Source organism: Nostoc sphaeroides (assembly GCF_003443655.1).
Lineage (GTDB): Bacteria > Cyanobacteriota > Cyanobacteriia > Cyanobacteriales > Nostocaceae > Nostoc > Nostoc sphaeroides.
This window is the reverse complement of the sequence record NZ_CP031941.1, coordinates 6,214,782-6,240,077: the sequence shown is the minus strand read 5'-3', so window position 1 is coordinate 6,240,077 and position 25,296 is coordinate 6,214,782. Positions and strand designations below refer to the sequence as shown.

19 protein-coding genes and 1 pseudogene are annotated in these 25,296 nt (G+C 41.7%); 13 read left to right on the top strand and 7 right to left on the bottom strand.

Translation table 11 applies throughout. The annotated features are described in order from the left end of the window. Positions 1-3: 3 nt before the first annotated feature. From D1367_RS27905 to D1367_RS27895, 3 genes are read right to left on the bottom strand one after another with little or no spacing between them, the layout of a single operon-like run. On the bottom strand, positions 4-915 hold the full coding sequence (locus D1367_RS27905) for a carbohydrate ABC transporter permease (protein WP_118170137.1): 912 nt from the start codon (positions 913-915) through the stop codon (positions 4-6). 17 nt (positions 916-932) lie between these two features. Beyond that, on the bottom strand, positions 933-1,256 hold the full coding sequence (locus D1367_RS31410; RefSeq protein WP_244944968.1) for a hypothetical protein: 324 nt from the start codon (positions 1,254-1,256) through the stop codon (positions 933-935). Between the two features lie 33 nt (positions 1,257-1,289). Then, positions 1,290-2,639, bottom strand: coding sequence for an ABC transporter substrate-binding protein (locus D1367_RS27895; RefSeq protein ID WP_118170134.1), 1,350 nt, complete (start codon positions 2,637-2,639; stop codon positions 1,290-1,292). A gap of 389 nt (positions 2,640-3,028) precedes the next feature. Here D1367_RS27895 and D1367_RS32500 point away from each other — a divergent pair. Both D1367_RS32500 and D1367_RS27885 read left to right on the top strand, forming a co-directional pair. Further along, positions 3,029-3,219 (top strand): annotated as a pseudogene (locus D1367_RS32500) (ISAs1 family transposase); the annotation flags it as partial. A gap of 330 nt (positions 3,220-3,549) precedes the next feature. Beyond that, entirely contained in the window at positions 3,550-4,752 is a 1,203-nt protein-coding gene (locus D1367_RS27885) for an AAA family ATPase (RefSeq protein ID WP_118170132.1), read from the top strand. A gap of 4 nt (positions 4,753-4,756) precedes the next feature. Here the strand turns inward: D1367_RS27885 and D1367_RS27880 are convergent, their stop codons facing one another. The 3 genes from D1367_RS27880 to D1367_RS32495 form a co-directional block, all read right to left on the bottom strand. Then, complete coding sequence (locus D1367_RS27880; protein WP_118170130.1) at positions 4,757-5,686, bottom strand: response regulator transcription factor; 930 nt, start codon at positions 5,684-5,686, stop codon at positions 4,757-4,759. 134 nt (positions 5,687-5,820) lie between these two features. Next, positions 5,821-7,494, bottom strand: a complete 1,674-nt coding sequence (locus D1367_RS31405) for a scytonemin biosynthesis sensor histidine kinase (protein ID WP_244944967.1) — start codon at positions 7,492-7,494, stop codon at positions 5,821-5,823. After that, positions 7,488-7,805 carry a PAS domain S-box protein gene (locus D1367_RS32495; RefSeq protein ID WP_244944966.1) on the bottom strand — a complete coding sequence of 106 codons (318 nt, stop codon included), beginning with the start codon at positions 7,803-7,805 and terminating at the stop codon, positions 7,488-7,490. The genes D1367_RS31405 and D1367_RS32495 overlap by 7 nt, the downstream gene beginning before the upstream one ends. Before the next feature lie 1,677 nt (positions 7,806-9,482). Between D1367_RS32495 and scyA the strand changes: the two genes are divergently transcribed. The 6 genes from scyA to scyF all read left to right on the top strand — a co-directional run bounded on the left by scyA (position 9,483) and on the right by scyF (position 17,890). After that, positions 9,483-11,366, top strand: coding sequence for a scytonemin biosynthesis protein ScyA (gene scyA, locus D1367_RS27860; RefSeq protein WP_118170125.1), 1,884 nt, complete (start codon positions 9,483-9,485; stop codon positions 11,364-11,366). A 272-nt stretch (positions 11,367-11,638) separates the two neighbouring features. Next, a complete protein-coding gene (scyB, locus tag D1367_RS27855; protein WP_118170122.1) occupies positions 11,639-12,703 on the top strand; it encodes a tryptophan dehydrogenase ScyB in 1,065 nt (354 codons plus the stop codon). Positions 12,704-12,728: 25 nt separating this feature from the next. Continuing rightward, on the top strand, positions 12,729-13,700 hold the full coding sequence (gene scyC / locus D1367_RS27850) for a scytonemin biosynthesis cyclase/decarboxylase ScyC (protein WP_118170120.1): 972 nt from the start codon (positions 12,729-12,731) through the stop codon (positions 13,698-13,700). Positions 13,701-13,732: 32 nt separating this feature from the next. After that, positions 13,733-15,037 carry a ScyD/ScyE family protein gene (locus D1367_RS27845; RefSeq protein WP_228674719.1) on the top strand — a complete coding sequence of 435 codons (1,305 nt, stop codon included), beginning with the start codon at positions 13,733-13,735 and terminating at the stop codon, positions 15,035-15,037. A 97-nt stretch (positions 15,038-15,134) separates the two neighbouring features. Further along, positions 15,135-16,517, top strand: a complete 1,383-nt coding sequence (locus D1367_RS27840) for a ScyD/ScyE family protein (RefSeq protein WP_118170117.1) — start codon at positions 15,135-15,137, stop codon at positions 16,515-16,517. A 173-nt stretch (positions 16,518-16,690) separates the two neighbouring features. Beyond that, on the top strand, positions 16,691-17,890 hold the full coding sequence (scyF, locus tag D1367_RS27835) for a scytonemin biosynthesis PEP-CTERM protein ScyF (RefSeq protein ID WP_118170115.1): 1,200 nt from the start codon (positions 16,691-16,693) through the stop codon (positions 17,888-17,890). Between the two features lie 85 nt (positions 17,891-17,975). On the opposite strand, the gene D1367_RS31400 is transcribed toward scyF, so the two are convergent. Then, a complete protein-coding gene (locus D1367_RS31400; protein WP_181984989.1) occupies positions 17,976-18,251 on the bottom strand; it encodes a hypothetical protein in 276 nt (91 codons plus the stop codon). A 280-nt stretch (positions 18,252-18,531) separates the two neighbouring features. Between D1367_RS31400 and D1367_RS27825 the strand changes: the two genes are divergently transcribed. The 5 genes from D1367_RS27825 (at position 18,532) to D1367_RS27805 (ending at position 25,187) form a co-directional block, all read left to right on the top strand. Continuing rightward, positions 18,532-19,887, top strand: a complete 1,356-nt coding sequence (locus D1367_RS27825; protein ID WP_228674720.1) for a glycosyltransferase family 4 protein — start codon at positions 18,532-18,534, stop codon at positions 19,885-19,887. Further along, a complete protein-coding gene (gene tyrA / locus D1367_RS27820) occupies positions 19,884-20,786 on the top strand; it encodes a bifunctional chorismate mutase/prephenate dehydrogenase (RefSeq protein ID WP_118170113.1) in 903 nt (300 codons plus the stop codon). The genes D1367_RS27825 and tyrA overlap by 4 nt, the downstream gene beginning before the upstream one ends. A 12-nt stretch (positions 20,787-20,798) precedes the next feature. Beyond that, a complete protein-coding gene (locus tag D1367_RS27815) occupies positions 20,799-21,431 on the top strand; it encodes a DsbA family oxidoreductase (RefSeq protein ID WP_118170111.1) in 633 nt (210 codons plus the stop codon). Positions 21,432-21,439: 8 nt separating this feature from the next. Continuing rightward, complete coding sequence (locus D1367_RS27810) at positions 21,440-22,636, top strand: 3-dehydroquinate synthase (RefSeq protein WP_118170108.1); 1,197 nt, start codon at positions 21,440-21,442, stop codon at positions 22,634-22,636. 358 nt (positions 22,637-22,994) lie between these two features. Beyond that, complete coding sequence (locus D1367_RS27805; protein ID WP_118170106.1) at positions 22,995-25,187, top strand: anthranilate synthase; 2,193 nt, start codon at positions 22,995-22,997, stop codon at positions 25,185-25,187. Positions 25,188-25,296: the final 109 nt, after the last annotated feature.

Genomic DNA, 25,296 nt, shown 5'->3' with positions numbered 1-25,296 from the left:
GGGTTAAATGGCTCCTGATGTTTTTGCACGGTATTTGTTCAGCAAGAAACTAGCGATCGCTACCGCAGCAATCAATATTAAAAATGTCACTACTACCAGGGCTGCTCCATAACCAAAATCCAAGTAGCGCATCACCGTAGAATAAATATACAATGACACCACTTCTGTAGCACCACCAGGGCCACCCCCAGTCATCACAGCAATCAAGTCGAAAATCCCGAAAGCTTGAGCAAACCGAAATAGCACTGCAATTAAAATTTGCGGCAGCAGTAGTGGTAGGGTAATATTGCGGAAGCTTTGCCAAGCAGTTGCCCCATCGACCGAGTAAGCTTCATAAAGGTCTTGTGATATCGACTGCAACCCAGCTAGCAAGAGGATACTGATAAACGGCGTAGTTTTCCAAACATCAGCAAAAACCACTGCTATCATTGCCAGCGTTGGATCTCCTAACCAGTTAATCCCAGTCTCAATCAGCCCCAATCGCCGCAGAATATCGTTTACAACCCCAAACTGGTCGTTAAAAATCCAAGCCCACGCCAGACCAATCAGAGAAGTAGGCAAAGCCCAAGGTATAATCGCGGTTGTACGCACTATACCCCGCCCAAAAAACGCCTGGTTGAGAACTAGGGCAACCCCCAGTCCTAGCAGTAGTTCTGAGATTACTGATGCTGTTGTGAACACCGTGGTCGCCCACAAACTCTGCCAGAAACGACCATCCCCCGCCATCCGCACATAATTGTCTAAACCAGAGAATACAGGTTGTAGTTCTGTTCCCAGATTTCTAGTAAATACACTTAACCAAAATGCTCGTAAAATCGGGTAGGCAAATACAAACAACAGCAGCAGCAATGCCGGTGTTAATAAAATCCAGGCTGTCTGTTGTTCTCGACTTCTAAGTGAATGTAAATTTGTCATTTGTCATTTGTCATTTGTCATTTTTTATGAGGCATTGAGAATAGGGCATTGGGGATTTTGAACTCCATTAATGAGTCTTTGCACTCCATTAATGAGTCTTTGAACTCCATTAATGAGTCTTTGAACTCCATTAATGAGTCTTTGAACTCCATTAATGAGTCTTTGAACTCCATTAATGAGTCTTTGAACTCCATTAATGAGTCTTTGAACTCCATTAATGAGTCTTTGAACTCCATTAATGAGTCTTTGAACTCCATTAATGAGTCTTTGAACTCCATTAATGAGTCTTTGAACTCCATTAATGAGTCTTTGAACTCCATTAATGAGGCTTTGAACTCCATTAATGAGTTTTTGATACTCGTGAACAAGCAAATTTACTTTGTCCCCTTGTCCCCCTGCCCCCTGCTCCCCTGCCCCCCTGCCCCTAGCAATCGCCGCGTTTCCGCAGCAGCAGCTTGCATTGCTCGTTCAGAATTCATCCGACCGGATAAGGCAGCGCTGAGATAACGCTGTAAAATATCTGATGTCTGAGCATATTGCGCGATGGGCGGACGTAAAACTGCATTGTCCACGACCTCCAATAATTGCGGATAGTGGGGGTATTTAGCAACAATCTCTGGGTCTGTAAACAGTTCCCGGCGACTTGGCACATAGCCTGCACTGAAAATAAATCGGCGCTGTGCTTCTCGACTGGTAAAATACTGAATTGCTTTCCAAGCTTCTTCAGGATGTCTAGAGGTTTTAGCAATCCCTAAACCCCAGCCCCCAAGACAAGCCGCTCCCGTCTTCCCAGGAGCATGAACCATTGGTTTAATTGCTATTTTGCCCCGGATTGGCGAATTTTCTGCCTGAGCTAAAGGCCACGCATAAGGCCAACTGCGTAAAAACGCTACTTGACCACTTTGAAACAAGCGCCGGGTGTCTTCTTCCTGGTAGGTCGTCACTCCAGGAGGAGAAACGCCCTCTTTTACGGTACTACGCAGAAACTCAATAGCTCGTAATGTTTCTGGTCGATCTAGTCCAACTTCGAGGGTGTCGGGATTAACCCAGAAGCCACCAAAGCCATCGAGAACTTCTGCAAACATTGCCACAAGTCCTTCATATTGACGACCCTGCCAAACATAGCCCCAATTCACCTGCTTTTTCTTCTGCAAAACTTGGGAAATTCGGATCAAATCATCAAAGGTTTCTGGCGGTTGCAATCCCGCTTGTTTGATTAAATCTTCCCGATAGTAGAGCATTCCCACGTCGGAACGCACTGGAATGCGGTACAGTTTGTCTTGGTAACGTCCCCCTTCTACATCCTGGGATGAAAATGCCCCCAACTCCTCTTTAGATATGCGATCGCCTAAAGGTAGCAACCATCCAGCAGCAGCAAACTTGGATGTCCAGATCACATCCATATTAATCAGGTCATAAGGGGATTCACCCAAGATAAAAGATGAGGTGTACAGGTCTTCGAGTAAATTTGTGGCATTCGGCCCTTCAACTAGGTTAATGCGAATACCTGGGTTCTCAGCCTCGAAGTCTCTAATTAAACCCTGCCTCCAAGGTTCGGCATCAGGGGCAGTCATTAACACATTGAGGATAACTGGTTGCTGTGAGAGTGCTACCCAACTGAACAATATGATGCTCAATAGAGTTGCCAGAAAAACCCCTATATGTAAATAACTCTGTTTTTGGATAAGTTTTTGCAACTTGTTTATTGGCTTTCGGTACAACATTATTCATGTAGCGATCGCTAGTAGGAATTATTAGGAAATCAAAACAGAAAATGTCTGAAAAAAATAATTATTTTATATAACTTTTTTATCAAATTCTTATGTTTAATAAACAAGCTAGTTAATAAACTTAACATCAGGTAGGCTTCAAAATATACAATTTGATTGTAAATAAACGTAAATTTTGCTAACAAACCGTAAATATACAGTAGCCCATTTCAGGAAAAAAACTGTTTAATTAGACAGTTAAATACTACTATAGATGTAAATTAGTTTCTTTTTAATTGATTAAGCAACCTTCTAAAGGTAGAGTTAGTTAGAAGAGGGAGCAATGCCAGGGCAGACGCATCTAAATATTGAAAAAGAGACAAGGTAGCTCTTAGCAAAAAATAACTGAGGGTGAAGTTGTTGCTATAGATGGAAAAACCTTATCTTCTGTGGTTATTATGATATAACTAGCAACCAAAGTGAAATCCAAATGGTAAGTGCCTAGTCAACTAGAACAACTAGAAATAGATTGGTGCTAGAACAAATTAAAGCGAATGAAAAATCGAATGAAATAACAGCGATTCCAGAAATTTTATAGGTATTAAAGTTTTATGTCGTTGATGTAATAATTAATGCTATCCTTTGGTAATTCCACGGCGATAATATTAGTCCTCATTTAGAGATGGATAAACGCAGGTACATTAAGAACTAATTGCTTTGTCAAAAAAGTTGACGTAGGTAGTTAATATGTACTATAGTATGTTACATAGAGAATGAGTTAGATTAAAAAGGTTTCTTAGCAAGTACAGCACGATGAAAAGAAAATTACCATTTGTACGCAATTAGTTAATATTACAAGAAAAATTTTTCAAAATATCATACTTAACCAAAAAATAACTCGATTAACGCTGCATAACTAATAAATATGGATTTTGACTATTTTAGAAGTAATGAAGGCACTCCGACAAATAATACCCGACAAAGCTTGCTTGCTAGCGGTTGGCGACCGTTTAACCGAGAATTAGACTGGGGGTTTTTGTGGCAACTGTTGTATAGTGACTCCCGCGAATTAACTCAAAAAAGTTTGAATTTAGCGAGTAATCTTGCTGATGTTTTGGGACGAAATAATTATGCTTGGTGGGCTAATATTTTAAATGTTGTATCTGATAATACCCGCTACGAAGTTGAAAAGTTTTGGAATTACATCACGCCAGATCCTCAATCACCAGATCATCGCTACAAAGATGTTTTGAGTACGGAAACGCCCATCGTCCAATTTGTCAGTCGTAGTAGCATTCCCATTGATTATGTTCTTAATCGACTGCAAGAAATTACTGTACTGCGAGTTTTAGGAGTGTTGGGTAATCCTGACATTATTACCCAGTATTACTCAGAAAGAGATTTTTATTTTCCTATAGATAAATTTGTTAGCTGGGAACGTTTAGACGTGATCAATACTGTTTATGCTTACTGGGCGAAGCATGACGTTTGGTTGCAAATTGATCCCTACGATCGCGGGCGACGACAATATACTTTAATGGCGAAAAATATCGCGCCACTAATTAACAAAGCGACTTACGACTTAGCGGTGATGCTGAGTGGATATCAAAGTCGTGTAGGCAAGGTTCACAGTCAATTTAATATTCGGACATTTCCAGCAGATATCCAAAACTTTACTGATTCTGTACAACAAGCGATTCTGAATCAAAACCAGTTAGCGGTTGTTGTACATGGGCAACCAGGTACTGGTAAGACAGTGTGGACACAGGCAGTAGCAAAAGAAATTCTTGTACCTTTGGGGTATGTAGTTTTTATTTTAGATCATGATGCGATCGCTAACTTTGTCCCACCGACTTACATAGAGCGTATATGTATCGTTATTAACGAAGCTGATAATCTAGCGCAAAATCGTGCTTCCGAGGTAGCGCAATACAATAACAAAACCGAACACATTCTGAGTTTGCTGGATGGCACTTTGTATCAGAGTGTAATTGATGAGTCTGGTATTCAGATGCAGCAACGGTTGGTTGTCTTGATGACTTGTAACACTACTGAAAGATTAGATCCAGCCATGTTACGTAAGGGCAGGGTGGATTTAATATATGAGTTCACGCAACTATTTATTTGAAGTTTCAGCAATTTTGCCAAAGTTTTACCTGTTTTTGTGATACAAGTTGATGCTCTTTGCGCCAAGCTTGGGGAGGTAAACCGTGATGTTGGCGAAACTGGCGGGAGAAATGAGACACATCCTGATAGCCCAATGCTTTCGCTATCTTCTCGACTGTCTGATCGTTATTTTGGAGTAGAAAACGTGCTCCTGCCATCCGGCGTTTGACAATCCAACAGTTTACAGTCTCGCCTGTCTGCTTTGCTACTCTGTTAGTTAAATAGGCAGGTGAGTAACCAACAGCAAGAGCCACGTCACACAAAGTAATTCCTTGATGATAATTAGCCTCGATAAAGTCGAAAACTTCTTTTAATTGGGGAATGTAGGGAAAAATTGACTTGGGAGGCATCATGATTTCTGTATCAGGGGCTTCTTTACCAGAGGGTGACGCTCCTAACGTCGCTACCGCTTCGCTATCTCTAATGCCAACACCAACAGCGATCGCTGTGGTATTATCTGCAAATCCTGATTGTGGAGCTTTTTCTAATTTCATCGCCCACCAGTATTGGAGAGTAGCTTGCTTTTGCAAACGAATAGCGATCGCTCTGAGTAATTCGTCAAGTGTAGAGGGTTTGGTAAGATAGTCATCTGCTCCCAATTCCATAGCTTTGCGAACATCTGCTTTGGTACTACTACCAGTCAGAAAAATGAAAGGAATAATTGCTGTAACAGGATCTTGGCGTAGCGTATTTAAAACGCTATAACCATCCATATCAGGCATTGTGATATCGCAAATTACTAAATCGGGTATATGCTCTTGTGCTTGTTGGATACCAGCAAGACCGTTGTCAGCACCTATCGTATCAAAACCTTTAGCCTTAAGACCCATTAAATAAAGATTGCGGGTAACGTTATCATCTTCAATAACGAGAATTTTCTTTGGTGATTCTTGCATAACTTTGTATTCCCATAACTTTTTACAGAAGCTGCTTACTATACTCTTTGGTGAATATGTAAATAGGCATGAGATTAATTACTTCGTTCCGAGAGTTATGATTGTTAAGTTGTTCATTAAGAATTCTCTTAATTTCAACATTCATAACTCGGAACTATAAACTCTGATTTGATTAATGGCAACATCACAGTAAACGTAGTGCCCACACCCACTTTACTTTCTACAAAGACTTGACCGTGATGTAAATCTACAAGGGTTTTAAGAATTGATAACCCTAATCCAGTACCAGGTATACTATCAATATTAGTCCCACGGTAAAATGGCTCAAATATTCGTTGTTGATCTGCTACTGAAATCCCAATGCCCCGATCTTTGACCTGAAAAATTACTTTCTCATTTTTGCAAGAAAATTTCAAATCAATTGCAATCTTTGATGGAGAATACTTGATTGCATTGTCGAGTAAATTCTTCAAAATCGGCTCTAACAGTTTTTTATCTATGCAGGCTGTTAAAGAGTTATCTTTACTGACAAAATTAATCGGAATTTGGCTAACGCTCATCTGCATTTGGGCAACTAAATCTTTACAGAACTCAACTAACTCCAGTGGTTTGGGTTCACAGTTTATTTTTGCTGCTTCTGCCTTAGAGAAGAACAAAATATCATCCAACATTTGACTAAGTTGTTCGGTAGCTTTTTGAATGTGATCTAGTAGTGGTTGTATTTTCTTCTGTGTACGTTTGTCTACTTCTTCCTTTAGTAAGCTATTAGAAAATGAAACAATATTCAGAGGTGTACGGAATTGATGACAAACCATAGAAAGAAAACGCGCTCTAAGTTCGCTAAGTTGTTTTGCTTGTTCTAAAGCTTGGTTAAGACCAAATTCTGCGTATTTGTAATCAGTAATATCGATGCCTGCAATCAGTTCTACTGGTTTTCCCCCAAAATCTAGCACTCCTTCCAACATGGCAACCGCGCAAGCTAGCCAGCGCTCTGTGCCGTTTTTTGTCAAAATATTTATCTCCTGGTATTCAAAATTAGCTGCTTCGTCCTGGTTGCGTACCTGCCTGCGTTTTTTGCTTTTAATCAGTCGCCGCAGTTCAAAACCTGTTAGCAGTTCCTCTTCTGTGTAACCTGTGAGTTTCTCCACTGCTGGATTTATGTAGCAAAGTCGCGTCCCTTGAATCAAAAAAGTGCTAACATCTGTTGTTTCGGCTATTGTCCGAAATCTAGCTGCATTCAACCGCAATGCTTCTTCAGTCTGTTTCGATTCAGTAATGTCCCAAATACTCCACACTCTACCAACAATTTTACCTTCGAGCCACTGAGGCTTAGAGTAGTGTGCAAAAACTCTTCCATCATTCAATTCCAAAATGTCGTAGCTCTCGAAATCTGATTGGCTAGACACTTCCCAAATCAGCCGACTAAAAGCTTGGGGATCTTTAAGTTGGTTCTCAAAAAATGCTTTGCATCGAGGGCATTTTTTAGATAGTATTAGGGACTCTGGGATCTGCCACATCTCCACAAATTTCTGATTCAAGCTCAGAATATCTCCCTCAAAGTTAACTGCAACAATACCAATGGCAGTAGATTCGAGAGTAGAACGAAGTAAAGAAAGAGATGTTTCTAATTCTACTTCTTTTGCCTTGAGTTGAGAAAATTCCTGTTGTAAATTGTCTTTAGCATCCCTTAATTCATCAGTCCACTTTTGCACGCTCAGTTCTACTATTTCATCACTTATCTCACGAGCAAAAGCACAGCCAAATTCCATATCTTGTTGTTTTACATAGCTAATCGATATTTCTACCAAAATATCCGACCTCTTTTTGTCCGGTAGCGAGATTTAAAGGTAAGGGAATTTTGTGAGCTAATATCTGACCAATTGTGTAGAGAAAAATCTACATCTATATTATGCAACCTCATGGAAAGTAATTCCTCACGGGAATACTCCGTCATCCGGCAAGTGGCATCGTTGACGTAGAGAAACTGGGCGTTTTCTCCTAAACAGAAGGCTGCATCTACAGCGTGATTTATTAGGAAGTGAGCAAACTTCATCTCTACCTGTGGTTGTAGCGCCCATTGATTGTTTGATCTAGCTAATGTATAATCGCCAGAATTCATATTCCTACTTCCTCCTGGTAATCAATCAGTACCATAGCCATTAATGAGTTAATAATCATAACTTACTAAAATCTTTGGGTCACCCTCAGCTGTTCAAAAATAAGATTAGTTAGTGCATTAAAAAATATTACTAATCCTGTTAACAAAACTTATTATACCAATAAAAAGCGAATTATTAAACCAAGTTTTTCTAAAAAAACTAAATATTTAAAATTTATTTTTCTTGTTCCAAACAGCTTTTTATCGCAAAACAAAATTTAGACTAATCCAATCCAGGATAGTCAATAAACCTTCTAGATTAAGAGTTCAAAACCGTTAATCTATAAGCATATCTGACAATTCAGGTTATGTGGAAAAGTCCACCAAAAACCTAACCCCCTTCCCGACACTCTAAGGGGGAAAATTCAAAGTCTCTGACGCCACGTGCAACAAGAGTGGCTCGCCGCCCAACGCATTGGCTCCTCCTTAAAGGATGAGAGAAATAGAAGTGAGGTTTTCCAGATAAGAGTGAAAAGTCACATAAACACAGGTTTGCCCACTTTTAACAAGTTGTTCGAGCAACTTGTCTGGTTAATTGAGATGGTAGCTGGATTTACGCCGTGTTGTACTAGTCTAGAGTCGTTTGATTTTCAAAATAAACCCTATGTGCATTGCTGGGTCTGGCTTAAATGAACAAATTTCAATCATCAAGTTATTTGCTTAATTTATCTTAACTTATTCTCTCATGTATCTAACTATAGAAGAATATTCTTGTTCATCTGCCCCAAGAAGTACATTTGATGGTAGGAATACGTATACTTATACGTATATTATTGTGTATTTTTTTTTCATTGAGAAACGCTGTATTGGTATACTAAGTACATAAAACTAAATTAAAGTAGTAAGAAATACATTTTTTATTTAATTACGTACTAAAGGCTTAGTCATCTCTCAAAGTAAATATAAAAAGTTAAGAAATGATGTCTTTCTCGTTACAAGTAATTGACCCAAAGAGTTTTTAGTGGCAATATAAAAACCGCTAAATCGGCTCATGCTTTAATTTGGATAAAATGTATCGGTTCTGCGATGCTTAGGTTGGGCTACGCCTACGCAGTACATCAATCTTTCAGAGTGACTAAGTTGGTAATGTCGAAATCACGATAAAAGCGAAAGAATTGACAGCTTTATCAAAAGATTTTTCATTGCAGATACCTTTTTCTCATAGTAGCCATCCCAAGGTAAGCACCTCTTTAAGCCGCTCATTAATAAGAGCAGCGTTATTAAACTTAACTATATGAAGTTTTGTAAAATTTATGAGAAGCGCTTGAATCAAGCTTATTTGCTGGCTTATAGACCTTTATATGGTTTAGTTTTTCCCCACCAACCTACTTAAGCGCTGTAGGAATCATAGTAAAAACGAAAGATTTGACATCCCCATCAAAGGATTTTTGATTGCACAACAGTCTTTATGTCCCTTATTCTGGTTACAAGAAGCACAGTATTGATTGCTGTATGCTTTTGGTAAAAATTTTGGTAGTGCTATCACAAGCATCAATCAGCAGCGATTAACCGTTTCTACGAACGACCAAGCTAGGTCATAGCTGTGAAAGCAACAGAGTCGTTTGTATCAAATATTTCTATCCCTGTGATTGTAAACTAGAAAGCCTTTGTGTAATTTTATGTAATTGCGTGAAAATAATGAGTCAAAACTATACTGGTTCAAACTCTCCTCTAATCACCACTGAGCCATACAGGGAACTTCCAGCAAACAGATATGTAGAGTCTGTGTCTGACGTTTCTCGTCAGGTTGACGAATCGGAGAATAATCGGGGAATTCAGCCTTTTTTAAACGATGAAACACCCGCAGCGCTTTCAGTTGCCGATGCGATCGCTCAGATGTTGGTAAATTTGGGAGTAAGCTATGCTTTTGGTGTCGCAGGTGGTGCGATGGCAAGCCTTTGGGGGGCGCTGTCGAATAGCAGCATCGACGTATTGAACTTCCGCCATGAAGCAGGAGCAGCATTTGCAGCTACCGAAGCATACTTTGCCAATAATCGCCCCACTGTAGTTTTTACCACAGCAGGGCCGGGGATCACTAACGCCCTTACCGGCTTATTTGCGGCTCGTGGTGAAGGTGCAAAGGTGATTTTATTGTCAGCTTGCACCTCAGCACCGCAGCGTGGACGTTGGGCAATTCAAGAAACCAGCACTTACACATTACCAAGTGGGGGAATTTTTACCCCAGGAGCGTTATTCAACTATGCAATCACCATTGAATCTGCGGCTCAACTACCGCAGATTTTCCGCAAACTTGCTTTAGCTATGGCGCAACCAGGCGGATTTGTCGCCCATTTGAGCATTCCTACGGCAGTGCAGACAAGTTTAGTTGATGAGAGTATATCCTTGCCTCAACTAGATGTTACTCCATTTCCGATGACTGCTTCCAAACAAGCGATCGCTAAATCTGTAGAGTTATTATCATCTGGCCCCTTTGCCATCTGGGTTGGTTTCGGTGCGCGTGACGCAGCAGAGGAAATCATTGAACTCGCTGAAAGAACGGGAGCAGCCGTCATGTGTTCACCCCGTGCTAAAGGTATCTTCCCTGAAGATCATCCCCAATTTGTGGGTGTTACAGGTTTAGGGGGTCATGCTTCGGTCTTAACTTATATGGAACAGCAACCTCCACTACGCACACTCGTATTAGGAACCCGCCTTGGTGAACCGACTTCCTTCTGGAGTTCGGCACTAGTTCCAAAAGAAGGTTTTATCCATGTAGATATTGATCCCGAAGTGCCAGGTGTAGCCTATCCCCACGTTGAAACTTTTGCAGTTCGGTCTGATATCAAAGCTTTTGTGGAAGAGTTATTGCAGCAATTACCAGATGCACCTGATTCCACAATGCCGCTACCTCGTCCAGAACGCAAAGCAATCGAACCGGCTTCAGAGGTAGATTATCCAGTGCGGCCAGAAGTATTGATGGCAGCAATTCAAAAGATCATTGTTGAAGATACCGATGCCATAGTAATGGCGGAGTGTGGTAACTCCTTTACTTGGTCAACTCATCTACTGCAATTTTCCGAAGCCAATCGTTACCGAGTCAGCACCGGAGTTGGCGCAATGGGTCACGCCGTTACCGGAGTATTGGGTGCAGCACTGGCGAGCAAGAGCAAAGCTGTAGGAATTGTTGGTGATGGAGCAATGCTGATGAATAACGAAATCAGCACAGCCGTGAAATACAAAATTCCGGCAATCTGGATTGTACTCAACGATGCGCGTTACAACATGTGCCATCAAGGGATGAAAATCTTGGGATTAAAGGGCGCAGATGCAACACTTCCACCGACAAACTTCGCCATGATTGCTCGTGGTATGGGAGCAGAAGCGATCGTAGTCCTCAGAGAGTCAGAGATCGAAGCAGCATTACAACAAGCGATCGCATCAAATGCTCCTTTTCTGCTCGATGTCGTCATTGACGCCGATCGCCCAGCACCTTCTGGTGGACGTAATAAAAGTTTGGCAGCACAAGGAGTCAAATCAAGTCCTGCGAGTGCAGCCAAGCAAGTTTCATTTCCAATGGTTTGATTTCAAAACCTGATAATTTCCTTCAATTGTTATAGACACTAAAACATCTCAACTATTCAACAAAAGACAAAGGATCAATTTAGAAGCAGTAAAAACTTTATTCCAGCCAAAAAACTACACCCAATCAACTGGAATTTTTCTTTTTTAGAACATTACTGTTTGCTTACTTTATCCTATCTTAATATTCCAGAGCGTTTTTGTGTCTATATCTTTACATTTTGTAATGGTCATTACTTTCTCTAGCCAATCCCAAACAATATCGAGAGGTCAAGATGCTGCTATTTGAAACTGTTAGAGAAATGGGTCACGAACAAGTTCTGTTTTGTCATGGTAAAAATCCTGAAATTAAGGCGATTATTGCTATCCATGACACGACCTTGGGCCCAGCGATGGGAGCTACAAGACTCTTACCTTATGTCAACGAAGAAGCTGCTTTAAAAGACGCACTTCGTCTGAGTCGTGGGATGACATATAAAGCCGCATGTGCCAACATCCCTGCTGGTGGCGGAAAAGCAGTTATTATCGCTAATCCTGAAAATAAAACAGATGATCTGTTGAGAGCTTACGGACGTTTTGTTGATAGTTTGAATGGGCGTTTTATTACCGGACAAGATGTTAATATCACCCCTGGCGATGTGCGGACAATCAGTCAAGAAACGAAACATGTTGTTGGGGTATCAGAAAAATCAGGCGGGCCTGCTCCTATAACATCACTAGGAGTTTTTCTCGGAATTAAAGCTGCTGTAGAATCTCGTTGGCAGAGCAAAAGACTTGATGGCATGAAAGTTGCAGTTCAAGGTCTAGGAAACGTAGGTAAAAACCTCTGCCGTCATTTACATGAGCATGATGTCAAGCTTTTTGTTAGTGATGTAGATCCAGTAAAAGCGGAAGAGATAAAACGGCTTTTTGGCGCAACTATTGTAGAACCCAGCGAAATTTACTCTCTTGATGTAGACATATTTTCTCCTTGTGCTTTAGGAGGAATTCTTAATAGTCATACAATTCCTTTCTTAAAAGCTTCTATTATTGCTGGCGCAGCTAATAATCAGTTAGAGAATGAGCAACTACATAGTCAAATGCTTGCCAAGAAAGGGATACTTTACAGCCCTGATTATGTAATTAATGCTGGAGGGCTAATCAACGTTTACAACGAAATGATTGGCTATGACGAAGAAAAAGCTTTTAAGCAAGTGCATAACATTTATGACACCCTACTAGCAATTTTTAATATTTCTCAACAGCAGGGAATTACTACCAACGATGCTGCCAAACGATTGGCAGAAGACCGCATTAACAGCGTTAAACGAAACCAGACTACTAAAGCGATCGCAGCTTGATTGTTATTATTTTAAGGAGTAAAAAGTGGAAAAAAATACCTTTGCAACATCAGCTTACATTGCTACTTCACCAGAGAGCGCCTTTGAGTATCTTTGTAGTTTAAAAAACTTAGACGAATGGACACTTTATAGCCGGATGAAAGAGCAAGTTGACGAAGATACCTGGCTCGGAACTGCATCCGGTTATCACAAAAACCTCTATTATCACGTTAAAAAATTAGAAAATCCGCTTTTTTACGGCATTGAGTGGCACTGCGGGTTAGAGTATCAGAAATATTTTCAGGTTTACCCAGTTTTGCTGTTTCCTACAGATTATATTGAGCCGGGAACAGATGAAAAAGGTGTATACTTTCATTGGTTGAGTTTTGTCGATCCCAAACGGCAAACTCAGATGATTATGCAGGGAATTCACACGGTACATACTTCCGAGTGTCGTTCTCTCAAAGGTAATTTGGAACGCAAAGCTGGTCTGACCTCAGCAGCCAAAGGTCGCCACTTTATCGATACAGATACCATCTATGTTGATGCCCCAATTGAAATCGGCATTGAATACCTACAAAACCTACAGAACATAGATGAATGGGCACATTTACTGCGTCCAAATGGTGATATTACCTCTGATTCAGGTGAATTCAAAGATGAATATGACCAGAAAGTAAAAGTTTCCGTGCGGGTTCATAGTCTGAGCAAATACTACTTGCTTGAACAAGAACACTTTTATCCAGACTACGAATATTATCAGCGTTCTGTAGCGTTGCTCATCCCAACCGCTTATGCATTCGCCGATCCTGAAGCTTCAGGTTTTATCCTGCATCGAATCACATTCTGGAAAACAGATGGAACCGTCACCCACGGCAAACTTCAAATTGAAGACTTTGGCGCTGAGAGCATGAACATCAAACGTTTACTAGAAGCCAAAGCTGGCAACCTCAAATCATTTGACCGAGGAATGAGCTACCTCCCAAAAACTCCAGAATCACTAATAAATAGTCATTAGTCATTGGTCATTGGTCATTGGTCAACTAACAAATGACAAATGACAAAGGACAAAATATGAAACAACTTACCATTACCATCCTAACTTTTTGTGTTGCCGCTTTTTCTGGAATCAAAGCTGCCTCAGCTGCATCCTTTTCAGTAATCGCCGACGGTCTATATAACGCCGGTGGACTGAGCTTTAGCCTTGATGGAAATCTCTATGTTACAGAGGCGGGAATAGGGGGAAGTGGAGCTTGTGTTCCACCGTCAAGCGGTCAAGGCGATTCATTATGCTATGGCACAAGTGGAGCAGTTACCAAAATAGAGAATGGTAAAACCGAACGCATACTTACAGGACTTCCTTCCTTAGCATTACCAGATGGGACTGGAGCGGCTGGCCCTCGTGATATCAAATTTGATACTCAAGGTAAACCTTATGTTCTGATTGGGTATGGCGCTAATCCAGCCTTTCGCGATCGCAATTTAGGTAACACCGACCTCGCTAAAATCATCGCTCCCGACTTTAATACCAATACCTGGACGAGTATTGCCGATTTAGGTAACTATGAACTCGCCAATAATCCCGATGGTGGTGATGTCGGTAGCAATCCCTTGGGTTTTGTAATAGATGGCAATAATTTAATTGCAGTTGATGCAGGCGCAAATGACTTACTCAGTGTTAATACTGATGGCAATAATTTGCAGGCGATAGTTGCGTTTCCCCAAGATATATTAGCTAATCCCGTCTTTCCACCCTCCGGTACACCATCCAATGAACCTGCACAAGTGCCATCTCAAGGTGAAGAGGTGCGACCCCCATCGCAGTTTGCAAGCCAACCAGTACCCTCAAGTGTGACCAAAGGCCCTGATGGCGCTTATTACATCAGCCAATTTACAGGTTTTCCCTTCCCAGAAGGAGGGGCAAAAATCTATCGAGTTGGTGCTGATGGTAAGCCAACAGTATATGCCGATGGTTTTACCCAACTGACAGACTTGGAATTTGATCCTGAGGGCAATTTGTATGCTTTGCAGTACGCCAATCAATCAGCTTGGAAGGGTGATTTTGATGGTTCTGTGATCAAAATAGCTGCCGATGGGACACGCACAACTCTTCTGAGTGGGAATGGATTAGAGTCGCCTAGCGCCTTGACTATTGGCGCTGATGGTGCGATATACGTCACAAACCGAGGCGATCGCCCAGGAAGGGGACAAGTTCTCAGAATTGAAAATATCAAATCTGTCCCTGAACCTGATTCTATTTTGGGCATATTAGCGATCGCTGCTTTCGGCGTTGGTTGCTTGCACAAGAAGAGAACTATCAAACCTCCCATAAATGGAGCCGTGGCGCTCAAGTAAAGAGTTTCAAACCAATCCTGCGTTCCTCAAAAACTGGGATTACTTGTCTTTAAAACCATAAAAGTTTCCACTTATTTAAATCTCAATCTCTAAAGGTATGAAACTCAGATCATTTGCTCTTACATCTGTTACATTTTGTTTTGCTGCTATTTGTGGAACGCCATCTGTACAAGCTGCAACACTAACGACAATTGTTGATGGAGTCAGTAATGCACGGGCTGTTAGCTTTGGCCCTGACGGCAGTCTCTACGTAGCAGAGCCAGGTATCGGAGGAAACGGAAATTGCCAACCATCTCCGAGTACACTGTTTCAGCCTATCTGTGCTGGTAATAGTGGTTCGCTGGTCAAAGTTGCATCAGATGGCACCACACAGCGTCTATTCAATAACTTTGAATCTATAGCAGAACAACCCAGTGGCAACCAAGGCGCTGGTATTCAAGACATACAATTCGACTCTCAGGGGAATGCTTATCTTCTAACTGGGTTTGCTGGTTATCCAGGAAATCGTGATCTAGAATCACTTAACCTTGGTGCTAATTTCCCGATCCCAGAGCAGCAACTTGTTACTTTCCCGCCATCTACACCGGATAAAGTACTGAATACCCCGCTTTTAGCACAACTTTTTAAAGCTGACTTGAACACCGGAGAACTGGAAAGTATTTTCGACTTCGGCAAGTATGAAATTACTAATAACCCAGACGGTGGGGATGTAGTTACCAATCCCTTTGATTTGACCGTTAGTGGTGATACTGCTTATGTCGTTGACGGAGGTGGAAACGCCGCTTACAAAATCAAACTTGACGGAAGTGAGTCTGAGGCGATCGCAATTCCCAAGAAAGTCCTTAGTGCTTCAACATTGCCACCTTTACCACCAGGACAAGAACTGCCTCCAGGCTTAATAGAAATACTTCCAGGAGGAAACATCGCAATTCAAGCAGTACCTACAGGTGGCACAATTGGGCCAGATGGAGCCTTGTACGTTGCCGAATATTCAGGTTTTCCATATCCAGAAAATGAATCGCGGATCTTCCGCATCGGCGAAGATGGCAACCCAGAGGTTTTTCTGGATGGTTTTACGCAAATCACTGACTTAACCTTTGATGATCAAGGCAATTTGCTGGTGTTACAGTTCGGCGACGAGTCTCAGTTGAAGGGTGACTTGCGGTTCCTTCCCGGTTCTCTGATTAAAGTTGCTCCCGATCTAACTCGCACAATCCTGGTTGCTGCCGGTGAAGGGTTGGAATCGTCTGCTGGAATCGATATTGGCCCTGATGGGCAAATATACATCACCAAACGCGGTGTTGGGCCAGAACTAGGGTCGGTTGTTCGGGTGGATGGTATCGTTGCCGAAAAAGTCCCCGAACCTACTTCAATACTTGGCTTATTAGCACTTGCTAGTGTAGGCGCAACTGGTGCGATCGCCAAGCGCAAACGCCAAGACAAGTTGGGTGAATTGTTACCCAAAGCAGAGATAGTCTAATTCCTCATTCCCTGGTGTCAGGTAATGGTTAGAAAATAGGCTGCTGCCTCACACAGAAAGTTGCATTTCAAACAAGAGGCAGCAGCCCAAATATTAGGGTTCCCGAACTAGGGCTGGGAACAAATATTAGTCTAGGAAAGAGTATACACTCATACAACCAGGACTTCAAACTCATGGGATTAGTCAAAAATTTCTCAATCGGCATTCTCGGTACTGGATTCATGGTGTTGGCAACAGTAGCCCAAGCCAAGGCTGTAACATTAACTTTCGACAGAAGTATCGGCGAACCTGGTTTCGGGCCTGGGCAACTGTTTGTTCCCCAAGGGATAGCGGTGGATAGCCAAGGGAATACCCTCATAGCTAACGGACGCGGTATTAACCCGGCGGATGGTACTCCTAACTATAACCTTGGTAACAAAATTGAAATATTTAATCCTAGCGGTCAGTATATTGGAGCAATTGGCTCCGGTGGCACAGGGCCCGGACAGTTTGACGAACCAACAACTGTAGACTTTAATCCCGTAACAGGGGATCTGTATTCAGGTGATGTTTACAACAACCGCATCAATCAATTTGATTCTCAGGGGAACTTTATTAGATCCTTTGCAAATGGAGAATTTACCCCTCTGGTAGAAGATAGATTGTTCTTTGGGCCATCTGGTTTGACATTTGACAAGGATGGCAACGTCTACGTTGGTGATTTTAACGGCGAAAGGATTCTTAAATATACATCAGACGGACAGCAACTTGGTGTCATTGGTGGTACCAGAGGCTCTGCACCTGGGGAATTCCAAGGTGTAGCAGGTGTAAGAATTTCCCCAGTTAGTGGAAATATCTTTGTAGCTGACCAGTATAACAACCGCGTTCAAGTACTCGATCCAACTGGTAGCCCTCTGTTGGCATTTGGTTCAGCAGGTAGCGAACCTGGACAGCTTCTTCAGCCAATTGGCATCGAAGTGGACGACCAAGAGAATGTTTATGTAGCTGATTCTATCAACAGCCGCGTTCAGGTGTTTGATAAAAACGGTAACTTCTTGACTTCCTTCGGTGAACCAGCCCTAGATGCATCGGGTAATCCTGTACCACCTCCAGCATTCACTGGCCCTCCTTTTGGCAACCCCCTCGACCTCACTCCCGGCAGATTTAACTGGACGGGTGGCACAACCCTCAAAGATGACAAGCTTTATGTGGGCGATTTCTTCCAAGGTCGCGTCCAAGTGCTAAACGTAGAAGGCAGAAAGCAAGTACCGGAGCCAAGTTCAGCACTGAGTTTAGCATTGCTTGGACTTGGGGCTGCTACCATCACATTGCGGAAACGTGGACAACAAAAGCCAGTCTTCAGTTTAGAGAAGACGTTGCAAAAACAGTCCTGAGTTCTCATGCTTGAGTAGCTGTAAAGTCTGACTTTTCATGTGATGTGGAAAAGCTAACGATTCACCTAACCCCCAACTCGTCGCTCTAAGGGTGAAAACTCAAAGTCTCTCTCCTCTTAGGAGAGAGAAATAGAAGTGAGGTTTTCCAGATACCGTGAAAAGTCAGCTGTAAAGTGACCGAATCCGAGTTCAGAGGCTGAAGTTCCGAGTTCAGAGGTCGATGTTCCGAGTTCAGAGGCTGAAGTTCCGAGTTCAGAGGCTGAAGTTCCGAGTTCAGAGGCTGAAGTTCCGAGTTCAGAGGCTGAAGTTCCGAGTTCAAAGGCTGAAGTTCCGAGTTCAAAGGCTGAAGTTCCGAGTTCAAAGGCTGAAGTTCCGAGTTCAGAGGCTGAAGTTCCGAGTTCAGAGGCTGAAGTTCCGAGTTCAGAGGCTGAAGTTCCGAGTTCAGAGGTCGAAGTTCCGAGTTCAGAGGCTAAAGTGGATTAAACAAAATATAAAACTTCTGTTTCGTGAGGTGCGTTATGCCCTTGGTAACACGCCCTACGAAAATTTCAGGTCATTAAATCTGGAATAAGGGAGATAAAAACTGGATAACACTAAATAAAGACAACATTATTAAGGTGCTTTTAGGACATTAAGAGTTCATGCAAATTCTGATTTATTCATACAATTATCATCCAGAGCCAATTGGTATTGCACCTTTAATGACTGAACTAGCAGAAGGGCTGGTAAAGCGAGGGCATCAAGTGCGAGTAATCACAGGTATGCCTAACTATCCTCAGCGTCAGATTTACGATCGCTATCAAGGTAAGCTATACGTTACTGAACATAAAAATGGTGTCAAAATTCAGCGTAGTTACTTACGAATTAAGTCTAAACCTAACCTTGTAGACAGACTACTGCTAGAGTTGAGCTTTGTTTTTACGAGTTTGCCACAAGCCCTCAAGGGCGAACGACCTGATGTAATTCTTTTAACAGTACCGCCGCTACTAGTTTGCTTACCTGCAACCTTAATAGCTTGGCTATACAATTGCCCAGTAGTGCTGAACGTGCAAGATATCCTCCCGGAAGCTGCTGTGCGTGTTGGGCTAATTAAAAATAAGTTGATGATTCAAGCTCTGGAAGCTTTAGAAAAATTTGCCTACCGAACTGCACATACCATTAGCGTAATTGCCGATGGCTTTGTAGATAATTTAATAAATAAAGGTGTACCCGCTAATAAAATTGCCTGCATTCCCAATTGGGTGAATCTAAATTTTATCCGCCCTTTACCGAAAGAGAATAACTCTTGGAGAGCTACCCATCAACTCGATGATAAATTTGTAGTACTTTATTCAGGTAATATTGCTCTGACACAAGGTTTAGAGACAGTAATCGAAGCAGCATCTCGATTGCGTCATATTAATGATATTGTCTTTGCGATCGCAGGTGAATCTCAAGCTCTCGAAAGGTTACAAAAACATTGTCTTGCTTGTGGTGCAGATAACGTTTTGCTGCTACCACTGCAACCGCGAGAAAAACTCCCGCAAATGTTAGCAGCCGCAGATGTCGGCTTGATTGTGCAAAAGAGCAATGTGATTTCCTTCAATATGCCTTCTAAAATACCATTGCTGTTAGCCAGTGGCCGCCCAATTGTCGGTTCAGTTCCCGCAACTGGGACTGCTGCCAAAGCCATCAAAGAAAGTGGTGGCGGCGTTATCGTTGAGCCAGAGTCAGCAGATGCTTTAGCAAGTGCAGTATTAGATTTATATAATCAGCCAGAATTAGCAGCACAATTAGGGCGCAAAGGAAGAAAATTTGCAGTAGAAAACTATTCCTTTGAGCAAGCGCTAGATCGGTATGAAGAGTTATTTTATGATGCGATCGCCAAAAAAGCAACCACTTTCGATATCTTACCCGAATTTAATTCTAAGAAATCACTTGTTGATCAAGACTTTTTAGTACATACCTCGCCCATTGTACGCGTGGTATCACAAAGACTAATGACAAATGACAAATGACAAATAACAATCTGATTTCTAAATCTGCAACAAATCATGTCAGTCCCCGACAAATTACCATCATCGGTGGACGCGGCAGGATGGGAAAATTATTTAAAGAGCAGCTTTCCCTAGTAGGTCACAATGTTAGCATTCTCGAACATGAAGATTGGGAATACGCCGATAAACTGTTAACTCAGGCAGAATTAGTATTAGTAAGTGTTCCCATTGAATATACAGTTGATGTTATCAAACGAGCGGCGAAATACCTGAGCTACAATACAGCTTTGTGTGACATCACGAGTGTAAAAACTCAGCCAACTCAGGCGATGCTCGAACATCATTCCGGCCCAGTCATGGGTTTACATCCAATGTTTGGGCCAAATATCAAATCGTTTTTGGGACAAAAAGTGGTAATATGTCCAGGTCGAAACGATGATTCATTTCAGTGGTTATTAGACTTTCTCAAAAGTCAAGGTGGAGAATTAATTGTTTGCACACCTGAAGAACACGATCAAATGATGGTGATCGTTCAAGCAACGCAGCATTTTTGTAGATTTAGTCTTGGTGTTTTCTTAGCACAAGTAAAAGTGGATATAGAGCAGAGCTTAACAATGTCAACACCTAACTATCGTCAAGAAATTGACATTGTTAAACGTTTGTTTTCTCAAAATCCTAATTTATGTGTTGATATTATGCTAGCTACAGAAGAAAGATGTAATGCAATTAGCTTTTTGGCTGATACTTACAGCCGTTTAGCGAAACTAGTAGCAACGAAAGATAGAGACGCATTAATTCAAGAATTTGAAAATACTCAAATATTTTTTGAAGAAAAAATCAACACTTTTATCCAGCCCTTAAATACAACGCCTCGCCAACGAGATTTTAAACCCCAGATGCACACAAATATGAGCATTTGAAGGATAAAAACTATGCTGATAGACATATTTCACGATCCCGTTTGCCCCTGGTGTAGAATAGGGAAAAAGCATCTGTTTGATGCACTGGCACAATGGCCAGAAAAAGAAGTAGATATCCGGTGGCATCCCTTTATTCTCGACAATACCGTTCCTGCTGACGGGTACGAACTTCGCAGCTTTATGCGGAATAGAAAAGGCATAAAATCTCATAGTCTACAACATTTGTTTGATTCTACGCAATATGCAGGTGAGGCGGCTGGTGTCAAGCTAAATTTTGACAAAATCCGTTTAGCTGTCAATACTAAACTTTCGCACCGACTGATTGCACTTGCACCAGCAAAGGTAAAAAACGATGTAGTAGAAGCCATTTATAAAGCTTACTTTGAAGACGGTTTGAATATCGGAGATATTGAAGTTCTGATTGCCATAGGTAGAACTTACCAAATGGATTCTAGCGAATTACGGCTACAATTGAGTGATGATGCTGCGATTAAAGCCTTTGTGGCTGAATCAATATTTACTTGCCCAAATGGCATCAAGAGTGTACCATTCTTCATAATCAATAATAAAGTCAAGATCAATGGTTCTCACTCGGTAGAAATGTTTCTTAAAGCTTTGAATCGTGCCGCATTTATAGATATATAAGTAAAAACATGGTAGTTGACATTAAGCAAAAAAGTAAATTCAATCTGCAACCAATTCATCAACGTGTTTCGGTTACTTTCAACTATGAGGTTTACTTTACCCAAAACTTATTTGAGTTGAAAAACCCCACCTTAGCCCAAGTGATTACAGCAGATGGGGAGACAAAGCCGAAGAAAGTTGTAGCAGTAGTAGACGCAGGAATATTGCAGCATCACCCGGAATTGGTTAAGCAATTAGTAGCGTATACCAAGTTTTATGCAGAGATAGTAGCGATCGCAGCCGAACCGATGATAATTTCGGGAGGAGAAGCCGCCAAAAACGATCGCACTTTAGTAGATCAAATCCAGCAACAGATTGAAGCAGCCGGATTATGTCGCCATTGTTACGTGTTAGCGATCGGGGGCGGGGCTGTGTTGGATTTGGTAGGATATGCAGCCGCAACTGCTCACCGGGGTATTCGTCTAATTCGGATTCCGACGACTGTGTTAGCACAAAATGATTCCGGGGTTGGCGTAAAAAACGGCATCAACGCCTTTGGTAAAAAGAACTTTCTCGGCACATTTGCGCCACCTTATGCAGTTATCAATGATTCTGCCTTTTTGACAACCTTAGACGATCGCGATTGGCGTTCTGGAATCGCAGAAGCAATCAAAGTGGCGCTGATTAAGGATGCTAGCTTTTTTGATTATATCCACTCTCACAGCGCAGCCCTGGCACGGCGAGACATGGATACCATGCAACAAGTTATCTATCGTTGCGCCCAATTGCATCTAGAACATATTGCCAATAGCGGCGATCCTTTTGAAATGGGTTCGTCTCGTCCCCTCGATTTTGGACATTGGGCGGCTCATAAACTGGAGCATTTGACAAATTATCGCTTGCGTCATGGTGAAGCAGTTGCGATCGGTATTGCTTTGGATTGTACTTATTCCTATTTGGTAGGATTGCTGGATTGTTCACAGTGGCAACGGGTATTAAGTACTTTGTCGGCGTTGGGTTTCACGTTGTATGTGCCAGAAATGGTGGAGAAGTTATCACAGATGGAAGATCCTGATTGTTTGTTTCGGGGTTTAACTGAGTTCCGGGAACATTTGGGGGGAGAGTTAACTTTGATGCTGTTACAAAGGATTGGGAAAGGAGTTGAGGTTCATGAGGTGGATTTGTTTCTGTATAGGCAGGCAATATCGCTGTTGAGGGAGTTTTAGGGTTAAGTTTTAAACGCAGAGGAACGCTGAGGTTTGAGGGGAGGTTGTGGGAGGATCTACTACTTTTGAGGGAGGCAGAGATTTTTAAATGGGGTTGTTAGGAAATGTATTAGAAAGACAGGATGAAAAGCGAATAAATTGACATCTAATCGAAAAATTGTTCAATGTCTATCTGCTTGATATCTAGTATTCTTAAATAAGAAGCAAAAAAGTTTTTCATTACATCTTTTAAAAGAATACGCAGATTTAGATAGTTTGAATTAAATTGACATCGGATTATCTGGATTTGTTTTTAATTTGAAGATAGTTATCAATAATGATTAGCTTTTGACTAATAACTCTTCCAGAAAATTTTCCTATGATTTTTGATTCCCGTTCCTACAAAACCCTTGGCGGTGTACTTGTTTCTCGCTCCATCACAGAAGTGAAGATGGACATTGCTCTCGAAGACATTCTATTCCACTTAAATTCTCAGCGTGGAGGTTTGTTAAGGAGCAGCTACGAATATCCAGGTAGATACAAAAGATGGGCGATCGGATTTGTCAATCCACCATTGGAATTGACTACACAGGGAAATGCTTTTACTTTGATAGCGTTAAATGAACGCGGCCGGGTACTTTTACCATTACTCTTAGAGCGCTTATCTAATTCAATACAACTTGAGAAAGTTACCCTAAATAATAACAATGTTGTAGGCTTTGTTAAAACTATAAAAAAACTATTTGCTGAAGAAGAACGCAGTAAACAACCTTCAGCTTTTACAGTTGTCCGCGAAATTCTATACACTTTTTCGAGTCAAGAAGACGAGCATTTAGGATTGTATGGTGCATTTGGTTATGATTTAGTTTTGCAGTTTGAACCAATTACCCAACGTCTAGAACGTCCTCCAGATCAACGGGATTTAGTTCTTTATCTGCCTGATGATTTGATAGTTGTTGACTACTATCAGCAACGCGCATTTCGATTACAATATGAATTTGAAACAGCGCATGGTAGCACTAATGATCTTCCTCGAACAGGTGAATCTGTAGACTATCGCGGAAAACATCTTCTCCCAAATCAAACTGCTGATCATAAAGTAGGCGAGTATGCCAAAAAAGTTGAGGGTGCGCTCGATTATTTCCGCCGAGGCGATTTATTTGAAGTAGTTCCTAGTCAAAACTTTTTCGAGGGTTATGAAGATGAACCCAGCAAACTATTTAACACCTTAAAAGAAATAAATCCTAGCCCTTATGGGTTTATTTTTAATCTAGGTGGAGAATATCTAATTGGCGCATCTCCAGAAATGTTTGTGCGGGTTGAAGGTAGAAGGGTTGAAACCTGTCCCATTAGTGGCACTATTAGCCGGGGACAAGATGCTCTCGACGATGCCGTGCAAATTCGTCAGTTACTCAACTCTCACAAAGATGAAGCTGAGTTAACCATGTGTACTGATGTCGATCGCAATGACAAATCCCGAATCTGCGAACCTGGTTCAGTACAAGTGATTGGTCGTCGTCAAATAGAATTATACAGCCACCTGATACATACAGTAGATCATGTAGAGGGGACACTGCGATCGCAATTTGATGCCTTAGATGCCTTTCTTTCGCATACATGGGCGGTTACAGTCACCGGCGCACCCAAAAAAGCCGCAATAGATTTTATTGAACAGCATGAACGTAGCGCCCGACGTTGGTATGGTGGAGCAGTTGGCTATTTAAATTTCAATGGGAATTTAAATACTGGATTAATTCTGCGGACAATCCGGTTAAAAGACTGCATCGCCGAAGTACGAGTTGGTGCTACAGTCCTTTATGACTCCATACCCGAAGCAGAAGAACAAGAAACAATTACCAAAGCTGCTGCTTTATTTGAAACGATTCGGCGTGTAAAGCAAACCAGTCAGAAAATTGGTGAATCCAGTTCCATAAAATTAACTAAAATCCTTCCAAACGGGGCAGATGGCAAACGCATCTTACTAATAGACTATGAAGATTCATTTGTTCATACCCTAGCCAATTACATTCGCCAAACTGGTGCAAGCGTTACGACACTCCGTCATGGTTTCTCAGAATCGCTATTCGATACAGAACGCCCTGACTTAGTTGTTTTATCTCCTGGCCCTGGTAGACCAAGTGATTTTCGGGTTCCTCAGACAGTCGGTGCCCTTCTTGATCGCAAAATTCCTATTTTCGGAGTTTGTCTAGGGCTGCAAGGCATCGTTGAAGCATTTGATGGACAATTGGGAGTCCTCAACTATCCCCAACATGGTAAATCCTCAAGGATTTTCGTCACCGATCCTAATTCCATAACCTTCAAAAATTTACCACAATCTTTTCCAGTGGGTAGATATCACTCATTGTTTGCCCTACCGCAACATTTGCCAAAAGAACTCAAAGTAACCGCGATTTCTGATGACGACGTAATTATGGGCATTGAACATCAGACACTTCCCATCGCCGCCGTTCAGTTTCATCCAGAATCAATCATGACTCTAGCGGGAGAAGTCGGTCTGGAAATCATAAAAAATGTGGTGCGTGCATATACGCAATCATTAGTTAAGAGTTAGGAGTTAGGAGTTAGGAGTTAGGAGTTAGGAGTTAGGAGTTAGGAGTTAGGAGTTAGGAGTTAGGAGTTAGAAGTTGAGAATATGGAATTTGGAGAACTGAAATTCTTAA

Excerpts from the sequence above, each read along its gene's own strand:
- D1367_RS27905 (WP_118170137.1), bottom strand. The coding sequence starts at position 915 with ATGACAAATTTACATTCACTTAGAAGTCGAGAACAACAGACAGCCTGG.
- D1367_RS31410 (WP_244944968.1), bottom strand. The coding sequence starts at position 1,256 with ATGGAGTTCAAAGCCTCATTAATGGAGTTCAAAGACTCATTAATGGAG.
- D1367_RS27895 (WP_118170134.1), bottom strand. The coding sequence starts at position 2,639 with ATGTTGTACCGAAAGCCAATAAACAAGTTGCAAAAACTTATCCAAAAA.
- D1367_RS27885 (WP_118170132.1), top strand. The coding sequence starts at position 3,550 with ATGGATTTTGACTATTTTAGAAGTAATGAAGGCACTCCGACAAATAAT.
- D1367_RS27880 (WP_118170130.1), bottom strand. The coding sequence starts at position 5,686 with ATGCAAGAATCACCAAAGAAAATTCTCGTTATTGAAGATGATAACGTT.
- D1367_RS32495 (WP_244944966.1), bottom strand. The coding sequence starts at position 7,805 with ATGAATTCTGGCGATTATACATTAGCTAGATCAAACAATCAATGGGCG.
- scyA (WP_118170125.1), top strand. The coding sequence starts at position 9,483 with ATGAGTCAAAACTATACTGGTTCAAACTCTCCTCTAATCACCACTGAG.
- scyB (WP_118170122.1), top strand. The coding sequence starts at position 11,639 with ATGCTGCTATTTGAAACTGTTAGAGAAATGGGTCACGAACAAGTTCTG.
- D1367_RS27845 (WP_228674719.1), top strand. The coding sequence starts at position 13,733 with ATGACAAATGACAAAGGACAAAATATGAAACAACTTACCATTACCATC.
- D1367_RS27840 (WP_118170117.1), top strand. The coding sequence starts at position 15,135 with ATGAAACTCAGATCATTTGCTCTTACATCTGTTACATTTTGTTTTGCT.
- scyF (WP_118170115.1), top strand. The coding sequence starts at position 16,691 with ATGGGATTAGTCAAAAATTTCTCAATCGGCATTCTCGGTACTGGATTC.
- D1367_RS27825 (WP_228674720.1), top strand. The coding sequence starts at position 18,532 with ATGCAAATTCTGATTTATTCATACAATTATCATCCAGAGCCAATTGGT.
- tyrA (WP_118170113.1), top strand. The coding sequence starts at position 19,884 with ATGACAAATAACAATCTGATTTCTAAATCTGCAACAAATCATGTCAGT.
- D1367_RS27815 (WP_118170111.1), top strand. The coding sequence starts at position 20,799 with ATGCTGATAGACATATTTCACGATCCCGTTTGCCCCTGGTGTAGAATA.
- D1367_RS27810 (WP_118170108.1), top strand. The coding sequence starts at position 21,440 with ATGGTAGTTGACATTAAGCAAAAAAGTAAATTCAATCTGCAACCAATT.
- D1367_RS27805 (WP_118170106.1), top strand. The coding sequence starts at position 22,995 with ATGATTTTTGATTCCCGTTCCTACAAAACCCTTGGCGGTGTACTTGTT.